This window comes from Nocardioides dubius (assembly GCF_039528155.1).
Taxonomy (GTDB): Bacteria; Actinomycetota; Actinomycetes; order Propionibacteriales; family Nocardioidaceae; genus Nocardioides; species Nocardioides dubius.
The window spans coordinates 52,802-60,146 of sequence record NZ_BAAALG010000012.1; the positions used below are offsets into that span (position 1 = coordinate 52,802).

Genomic DNA, 7,345 nt, shown 5'->3' on the forward strand with positions numbered 1-7,345 from the left:
GTTCGCTGTCCGGTGCCGCGGATCGGCGGTGCACTGGAGGTCGCACCAGCAACCGCCAGGAAGGGCAGTCAATGAACGAGAACTACCTCAACATCACCGGCTTCGTGGGCACCGAGGTCGAGACCAGGGTGCTCGGTGACGGCGTCACCGTGGCCACGTTCCGGGTGGCCTCCACACCGCGCCGGTGGAACAGCCGGGACCGCTCCTGGAGCGACGCCGAGACCAACTGGTACACCGTCAACTGCTGGCGCCAGCTCGGCCGCAACTGCGCGGAGTCGCTGCGCAAGGGCGATCCGGTGGTCCTCTACGGCAAGCTCACCACCCAGGTCTGGACGGCGCCCGACGGGGTGGCCCGGCAGGTGATGGTGGTCGATGCGGCCGTCATCGGCCACGATCTGAACCGGGGGCGCAGCAGCTTCGAGCGCACCGCGAGCGAGGGTGTCGACGAGCGGGCGCTGGCCGAGATCAACAGTGGCTACGGCGTCGGCGGAGCCCAGGTGAGCAGTGACGGCGAGACGATCGAGGAGATGGCCGAGGCCGGCTCGCTGGTCGAGGCCGGCTGAGGCCCCAGCGGCGGCGGCCCGGTTGGCTCCGAGCAGCAGCCGGGCCGTAGGCTGCCGTGCTATGGCTGAGTATGTGTTCACGCTGCGCAACGTCCGCAAGGCGCACGGTGACAAGGTTGTCCTCGACAACGTGACCCTGTCCTTCCTGCACGGCGCCAAGATCGGTGTCGTCGGCCCGAACGGCGCCGGCAAGTCCTCGCTGCTCAAGATCATGGCCGGGCTCGACCAGCCGAACAACGGCGACGCGATCAAGGACCCGGAGGCCACGGTCGGCATGCTCCAGCAGGAGCCGCCGCTGACCGAGGGCAAGACCGTCCTGGAGAACGTCGAGGAGGCCGTCGCCGAGATCAAGGGCAAGCTCGACCGGTACAACGCGATCTCCGAGGAGATGGCGAGCCCGGACGCTGACTTCGACACCCTGCTCGCCGAGATGGGCGACCTGCAGACCGACCTGGACCACGCCAACGCGTGGGACCTCGACAGCCGCCTCGACCAGGCGATGGACGCCCTGCGCTGCCCGCCGCCCGAGGTGCTGGTCGACAACCTGTCCGGTGGTGAGCGCCGCCGCGTCGCGCTGTGCAAGCTGCTGCTCCAGCAGCCCGACCTGCTGCTCCTCGACGAGCCCACCAACCACCTCGACGCCGAGTCGGTGCAGTGGCTGGAGGGTCACCTCAAGACCTACCCGGGCGCCGTCCTGGCGATCACCCACGACCGGTACTTCCTCGACAACGTCGCCGAGTGGATCGCGGAGGTCGACCGTGGCTCGATCCACGGCTACGAGGGCAACTACTCCACCTACCTGGAGACCAAGAAGGACCGCCTCAAGATCGAGGGCCAGAAGGACGCCAAGCGCGCCAAGATGCTCGAGAAGGAACTCGAGTGGGTGCGCTCCAACGCCAAGGCCCGCCAGACCAAGAGCAAGTCGCGTCTGGCCCGCTACGAGGAGCTCGCAGCCGAGGCCGACAAGGCCCGCAAGATCGACACCGCCGACATCAACATCCCGCCGGGCCCGCGGCTCGGTGACGTCGTCCTCGAGGCGTCGCACCTGACCAAGGCCTTCGAGGGCAAGGTGCTGTGGAACGACGTCTCCTTCAGCCTCCCGCGTGCCGGCATCGTCGGCATCGTCGGCCCCAACGGCGTCGGCAAGACCACGCTCTTCCGGATGATCACCGGCACCGAGACCCCGGACTCCGGTGAGCTCAAGGTCGGCCAGACGGTGAAGATCTCCTACGCCGACCAGAGCCGCGGCGGCATCGACCCGAACAAGAACGTCTGGGAGGTCGTCTCCGACGGCCTGGACTTCATCAAGGTCGCCAACTTCGAGATGAACAGCCGCGCCTACGTGGCGTCGTTCGGCTTCAAGGGCCCGGACCAGCAGAAGAAGGCAGGCGTGCTCTCCGGTGGTGAGCGCAACCGCCTGAACCTGGCGCTGACCCTCAAGCAGGGCGGCAACATGCTGCTCCTCGACGAGCCGACCAACGACCTCGACGTGGAGACCCTCTCCTCGCTGGAGGACGCGCTCCTCGACTTCCCGGGCTGTGCCGTGGTCACCTCCCACGACCGGTGGTTCCTGGACCGGATCGCCACCCACATCCTGGCCTGGGAGGGCGACGCCGAGGACAGCGGCCAGTGGTTCTGGTTCGAGGGCAACTTCGCCTCCTACGAGGAGAACAAGATCGAGCGCCTCGGCATCGAGGCCGCCCGCCCGCACCGGGTGACGCACCGTCGCCTGACCCGCGACTGAGGCACTGACAGAAGCGCGAAAGCCCCGGCCGAGGCCGGGGCTTTCGCCGTTCTGCGGGTCGGAGGCGGGCTACCTGATGTCGGTCTCCGGGCTGTCGCCGCTGAGCGCGTCCACGACCGCGTCGAAGACCCGTCCCACGGCCTCGAAGTCCGGCCCGGAGGCCAGCGCCACCAGGTGCTCGCGGACGCCGGCCACGTGGCTGGGCGCGGCATCCTTGAGGCGTTGGTAGCCCTCGGGGGTCAGCCGGGCGATCACCCCGCGGCCGTCGTCGGCGGACTGGGTGCGATCGACCAGCCCCGCCTCCTCCATCCGCTTGATGGTGTGGGTGATCCGGCTCCGGCTGAACCGCATCGCGTCGGCGAGCATCGACATCCGCATCCGGTGGTCCTCGCGCTCGGAGAGCCGGACCAGCACCTCGTACTCGTTGAGGCCGATCTTGTGGCTCTGCCGCAGCTCGTCATCGAGGCGGTCGAGCAACAAGGTGGTGCCGCTGATGTAGGCACGCCAGGCATGCTGTTGATCCTGGTCGAGCCACAGTGGCTCAGCGGGTGCCTCGTCGTTCACGGAGTCGACCCTAACCCGCCGCCTCGGCGTTGTTCCGGATTTCAGAGCCGTTCGAGGATCAGCGCCATGCCCTGGCCGCCGCCCACGCACATGGTGATCAGTCCGGTGGACTTGTCGTGCCACTCCAGCGAGTTGAGCATGGTGTTCTGCAACCGGGCGCCGGTCATCCCGAAGGGGTGGCCGACCGCGATCGCGCCGCCGTTGACGTTGAGCCGGTCCAGGTCGATGCCGAGGTCCTGGTAGGAGGGCACCACCTGGGCCGCGAACGCCTCGTTGATCTCGACCAGGTCGATGTCGCCGATGCTCATCTTGGCGTTGGCCAGGGCGCGCTTGGTCGCCTCGACCGGGCCGAGGCCCATGATCTCGGGGGAGAGGCCGGAGACGCCGGTCGCCACGATCCGGGCCAACGGGGTCAGCCCCAGCTCGGCGGCCTTGGCATCCGACATCAGGACCACCGCTGCGGCGCCGTCGTTGAGCGGACAGCAGTTGCCGGCGGTGACCACGCCGTCGGGCCGGAAGACCGGGTCGAGGGCGGAGATCGCCTCGTAGGTGACCCCGGCGCGGGGGCCGTCGTCGGCGGTGACCACGGTGCCGTCGGGGGTGGTCACCGCGGTGATCTCGCGGGCCCAGAAGCCGTCGGCGATCGCCTTCTCGGTGAGGTTCTGCGAGCGGACCGCGAACTCGTCCAGCTCGCGGCGGTCCAGCCCGCGCAGCTTCGCCACGTTCTCCGCGGTCTGCCCCATCGCGATGTAGGCGTCCGGCAGCAGGCCGTCGGCGCGCGGGTCGTGCCAGTCCGGGGTGGTGCTGCCGTCGCCCGCTGCGGTGGCCTCGGTGCGTGCCATGGCGTCGGCGAACAGCGGGTTCTTGGTGTTCGGCAGGTGGTCCGAGGTGCCGTTCCGGAACCGGGAGACGGTCTCCACGCCGGCGGAGATGAAGATGTCGCCCTCGCCGGCCTTGATCGCGTGGAAGGCCATCCGGGTGGTCTGCACCGAGGAGGCGCAGTAGCGGGTCACGGTGGCGCCCGGGACGGCGTCCATCCCGTTGATGACGTTGACGATGCGGGCCATGTTGAAGCCGGACTCGCCGCCGGGCAGTCCGTTGCCCAGGTAGAGGTCGTCGACGGTGTTCGGGTCGAGCGCGGGGATCTTGTCGAGCGCGGCCTTGATGATGGTCGCGGCGAGGTCGTCGGGACGGAAGTCCTTCAACGAGCCCTTGTTGGCACGGCCGATCGGCGAGCGAGCGGCGGAGACGATCACGGCTTCGGGCATGGTGCACTCCGTTCTGCGAGAACTGCGTTGTCCTCAAGCCCTTGCCACACTAGACCCAAGCAAGTGCTTGGTGAGAGAAGTGTGGGCCACGCCTCGTGGAGCAGCGCCCGATCCCCGTGGGAGCATGACGGCGTGCGCCACTTGTATCGCTGCCCGATCCGCTGGGCCGACCTCGACATGCTCGGACACGTCAACAACGTGATCTACGTGGACTACCTGCAGGAGGCGCGGATCGACATGCTGCGCACCCATGCGCCGGAGATCCGGGCCACCGACGTCGGCGAGGGACTGGTGGTGGTGCGCCACGAGGTGCAGTTCGTCGCCCCGCTGATGTTCCGCGCGGAGCCGGTCTCCATCGAGTGCTGGGTCACCGAGATCCGGGCCGGCTCCTTCACGATGGCCTACGAGGTCTTCGACGAGACGGCCACCGGCCGCCGGGTCTACCTGCGCGCCACCACGGTGCTGGCCCCGTTCGTCTTCGCCGAGGAGCGCCCGCGTCGGCTGCGCCCCGACGAGAAGGACGTGTTGCGCGGCTTCGTGGAGCCCTCGCCGCTGCCGCCGTCGGTGCGGATGGGGGAGCCGAAGCTGCTGGAGGCCGGCCACTATCCGCTGCACGTGCGGTTCAGTGACGTCGACGCCTACGGCCACGTGAACAACGTCAAGTACTTCGAGTACTTCCAGGAGGCGCGGATCGCCTACATCACCCACGTCGCGCACGACGGCTCCGACATCGGGGTGCAGTTCGTGGTGGCGCAGTGCGACGTCGACTACAAGACGCCGATCCTGTTCCGGGGCGAGCCCTACCGGGTGCAGTCGTGGGTCTCCCACGTCGGCCGCTCGTCGTTCGGGATGGAGTCGATCATCCTGGACGGCGACACCGTGCTCAGCCGGGCACGCGTGGTGATGGTGACCTTCGACCGCGCCACGCAACGCTCGGTGCCGGCACCGGAGCGGGTCCGGGCGCTCTTCCAGGAGCAGTTCGAAGCCGCGGCCCGGGCCTGAGCGGGCTCAGCCCGGGGTGTTCACCATGAACTGGGCGGCGTGGGTGGCGTAGGCCCAGAACTGCTCGTCCTGCTCCGGCGTCAGCTTGGCCTCGTCGAGCCCGGCCCGGAAGTGGTGCAGCCACCGCTCGGCGGCGGCCGGAGTGACCTCGAAGGGGGCGTGCCGCATCCGCAGCCGCGGGTGGCCGCGCTGCTCGCCGTAGGTGGTCGGGCCGCCCCAGTACTGCATCAGGAAGAGCGAGAACCGGTCCGCGGCCGGGCCGAGGTCCTGCTCGGGATACATCGGGCGCAGCAGCGGGTCGTCGGCGACGCCGGCGTAGAAGCGGTCCACGATCGCGCGGATCGTCGGCTCCCCGCCGATCTCGTCGTAGAAGGTGGCTGCCGCACTCTGATCTGACACGCTCCCATTGTGCCCAGCCGGTGGCTACGGATGCACGTCGGCGTCCGGCTCCCGGCTCGGGGCGCCGTTGGCCCCGCTCGGAACCGCCTGGCCCGGCTGGCGGGTCACCCACTCGGGGTACGGCACCTCGATGCCCGCGTAGTCGAAGCGGGCCTTGATCCGCTGGCGCAGCTCGCGACCGACCGCCCACTGCTGCTGCGGCGCGGTCTTCACCGCGACCCGCAGCACCACGCCGTCCGGGCCCACCGACTGCACGCCCCAGACCTCGGGCTCCTCGATCACGATGCCGCGGAACTCGTCGTCCTCCCACATGTCGTGGGCGACCTCGCGCAGCACCCGGCGCACCTTGACCAGGTCCTCGCTGTAGGCCACGGCCACGTCCAGCACGGTGCGGGCCCAGTTCTGGCTCATGTTGCCGACCCGCAGGATCTCGCCGTTGCGGACGTACCAGACGGTGCCCTCGGTGTCGCGCAGGCGGGTGACCCGCAGGCTGACCGCCTCGATCGTGCCCGACGCCTCGCCGACGTCGACCACGTCGCCGACGCCGTACTGGTCCTCGAAGATCATGAAGATGCCGGAGAGGAAGTCCTTGACCAGGCTCTGTGCGCCGAAGCCGAGGGCCACGCCCACGATGCCGGCACTGGCCAGCAACGGGGCCACGTTGTAGCCGAGCTCGGCGATGGTCATGATCAGCACGATCGTGGTGATCAGACCGGTGGCGATCGACTTCAACAGGCTGCCCATGGTGCGCACCCGCTGCACCCGGCGACTCGCCACCAGCGAGCCGGCGGTCTCGCGGGACTCGGCCTGGCGGACCAGCCGATCGACGAATCGGTGGATCAGCCAGCGGGCGGAGAATCCGAGGACGAACAGCAGGGCGATCGAGAGTGGCTTGCCGATCAGCCAGACCGCGACGTCGGCCAGCGACTCGTTGTCGGTGAGCCGGAACACGGCGCGGCAGGCATAGGACTGATCGGGATCGCACTCGTCGTACGTGGGGACCAACGACATGTGACGGAGGCTACGGGCAGTGGGTGATCGAGCCAAACGAGGAGCCGATACCATTGCCTATTGTGATGAACTCCACCTGCTCTTGGTCCCGTCGTGTCACGCGCGTCGCCGTCGCCGGTCTGGCGCTCGGTCTGGTGACGGTTGCCGCCCCGGCCAACGCGAATGTGCCCGAGGGCTGGAGCGACCCCGACGCCGTCGACCCGCTCCACTTCCTCGCCCTGGTGCTGGGCATCCCCCTCGCGCTGGCGCTGGTGATCATCCTCGTGGTGATCACCCCCGGCCTGATCCGTGGCGAGAAGTTCGCACACAGCAACGCCGCCCCCGACAGCGAGTGGTTCGGCGGCCCGCGCTCGGGCACCGACGCGCTTCCGGCCCCCGACAACGCGGAGTCGAAAGCCGGTGGCGCCAGTGGCAAGTGGTGAGTACTTCTCCACCGCTGAACGCCTGGCGATCCACAAGACCATCCACCAGGCCGAGCTGGCCAGCCGGTTCGAGATCTCGGTCTTCGTAGGTCGCTCCGAGGGCAGCTCCCGTGCCTTCGCCACGCAACTGCACAACCGCCTGGCCGCTCCGGCCCGCTCGGTGCTGATCGCCCTCGACCCCGAGGCGCACACCATCGAGATCGTCACCGGGGGCCAGGTGCGCCGCGAGGTCGCCGACGCCGAGGTCGACCTGGTGGTGCTCGAGATGAAGTCCGCCTTCGCCGAGGGAGACCTCGCCGGCGGCCTGCGCCGCGGCATCACCATGCTGGCCGAGCACCGCGCACAACGCTGAGCCGTCAAGCAAGAAGCGCC

Annotated in this window: 9 protein-coding genes; 5 read left to right on the forward strand and 4 right to left on the reverse strand. The window is 69.1% G+C overall.

Features of this window, described 5'->3' with window-relative positions:
* The first annotated feature begins 71 nt into the window (after nucleotides 1–71).
* Together ABD151_RS16445 and ettA are read left to right on the forward strand one after the other, a co-directional pair.
* The gene (locus tag ABD151_RS16445) at nucleotides 72–563 is read left to right on the forward strand and encodes a single-stranded DNA-binding protein (protein ID WP_343995872.1); all 492 of its coding nucleotides are present in this window, start codon (nucleotides 72–74) and stop codon (nucleotides 561–563) included.
* A gap of 61 nt (nucleotides 564–624) precedes the next feature.
* Nucleotides 625–2,307 (forward strand): energy-dependent translational throttle protein EttA, encoded by a 1,683-nt coding sequence (gene ettA, locus ABD151_RS16450; protein WP_343995873.1) that lies wholly within the window; start codon nucleotides 625–627, stop codon nucleotides 2,305–2,307.
* Between the two features lie 69 nt (nucleotides 2,308–2,376).
* Here ettA and ABD151_RS16455 read toward each other — a convergent pair whose 3' ends face one another.
* Both ABD151_RS16455 and ABD151_RS16460 read right to left on the reverse strand, forming a co-directional pair.
* Nucleotides 2,377–2,871, reverse strand: a complete 495-nt coding sequence (locus tag ABD151_RS16455; RefSeq protein ID WP_343995874.1) for a MarR family winged helix-turn-helix transcriptional regulator — start codon at nucleotides 2,869–2,871, stop codon at nucleotides 2,377–2,379.
* Between the two features lie 41 nt (nucleotides 2,872–2,912).
* A complete protein-coding gene (locus tag ABD151_RS16460; protein WP_343995875.1) occupies nucleotides 2,913–4,139 on the reverse strand; it encodes an acetyl-CoA C-acetyltransferase in 1,227 nt (408 codons plus the stop codon).
* Between the two features lie 132 nt (nucleotides 4,140–4,271).
* On the opposite strand from ABD151_RS16460, the gene ABD151_RS16465 reads away from it, so the two are divergent.
* A complete protein-coding gene (locus tag ABD151_RS16465) occupies nucleotides 4,272–5,141 on the forward strand; it encodes an acyl-CoA thioesterase (protein WP_343995877.1) in 870 nt (289 codons plus the stop codon).
* Between the two features lie 6 nt (nucleotides 5,142–5,147).
* On the opposite strand, the gene ABD151_RS16470 is transcribed toward ABD151_RS16465, so the two are convergent.
* Entirely contained in the window at nucleotides 5,148–5,540 is a 393-nt protein-coding gene (locus ABD151_RS16470; protein ID WP_343995879.1) for a globin, read from the reverse strand.
* A gap of 24 nt (nucleotides 5,541–5,564) precedes the next feature.
* The gene (locus tag ABD151_RS16475; protein ID WP_343995880.1) at nucleotides 5,565–6,551 is read right to left on the reverse strand and encodes a mechanosensitive ion channel family protein; all 987 of its coding nucleotides are present in this window, start codon (nucleotides 6,549–6,551) and stop codon (nucleotides 5,565–5,567) included.
* Nucleotides 6,552–6,616: 65 nt separating this feature from the next.
* Here ABD151_RS16475 and ABD151_RS16480 point away from each other — a divergent pair, with 65 nt between their 5' ends.
* Nucleotides 6,617–6,973: a hypothetical protein gene (locus ABD151_RS16480; RefSeq protein WP_343995881.1), complete on the forward strand. Its 357-nt coding sequence runs from the start codon at nucleotides 6,617–6,619 to the stop codon at nucleotides 6,971–6,973.
* Nucleotides 6,960–7,325 (forward strand): DUF5130 family protein, encoded by a 366-nt coding sequence (locus ABD151_RS16485; RefSeq protein WP_343995882.1) that lies wholly within the window; start codon nucleotides 6,960–6,962, stop codon nucleotides 7,323–7,325. The genes ABD151_RS16480 and ABD151_RS16485 overlap by 14 nt, the downstream gene beginning before the upstream one ends.
* The last annotated feature ends 20 nt before the right edge of the window (nucleotides 7,326–7,345 follow it).

Excerpts from the sequence above, each read along its gene's own strand:
- ettA (WP_343995873.1), top strand. The coding sequence starts at position 625 with ATGGCTGAGTATGTGTTCACGCTGCGCAACGTCCGCAAGGCGCACGGT.
- ABD151_RS16445 (WP_343995872.1), top strand. The coding sequence starts at position 72 with ATGAACGAGAACTACCTCAACATCACCGGCTTCGTGGGCACCGAGGTC.
- ABD151_RS16480 (WP_343995881.1), top strand. The coding sequence starts at position 6,617 with ATGAACTCCACCTGCTCTTGGTCCCGTCGTGTCACGCGCGTCGCCGTC.
- ABD151_RS16460 (WP_343995875.1), bottom strand. The coding sequence starts at position 4,139 with ATGCCCGAAGCCGTGATCGTCTCCGCCGCTCGCTCGCCGATCGGCCGT.
- ABD151_RS16475 (WP_343995880.1), bottom strand. The coding sequence starts at position 6,551 with ATGTCGTTGGTCCCCACGTACGACGAGTGCGATCCCGATCAGTCCTAT.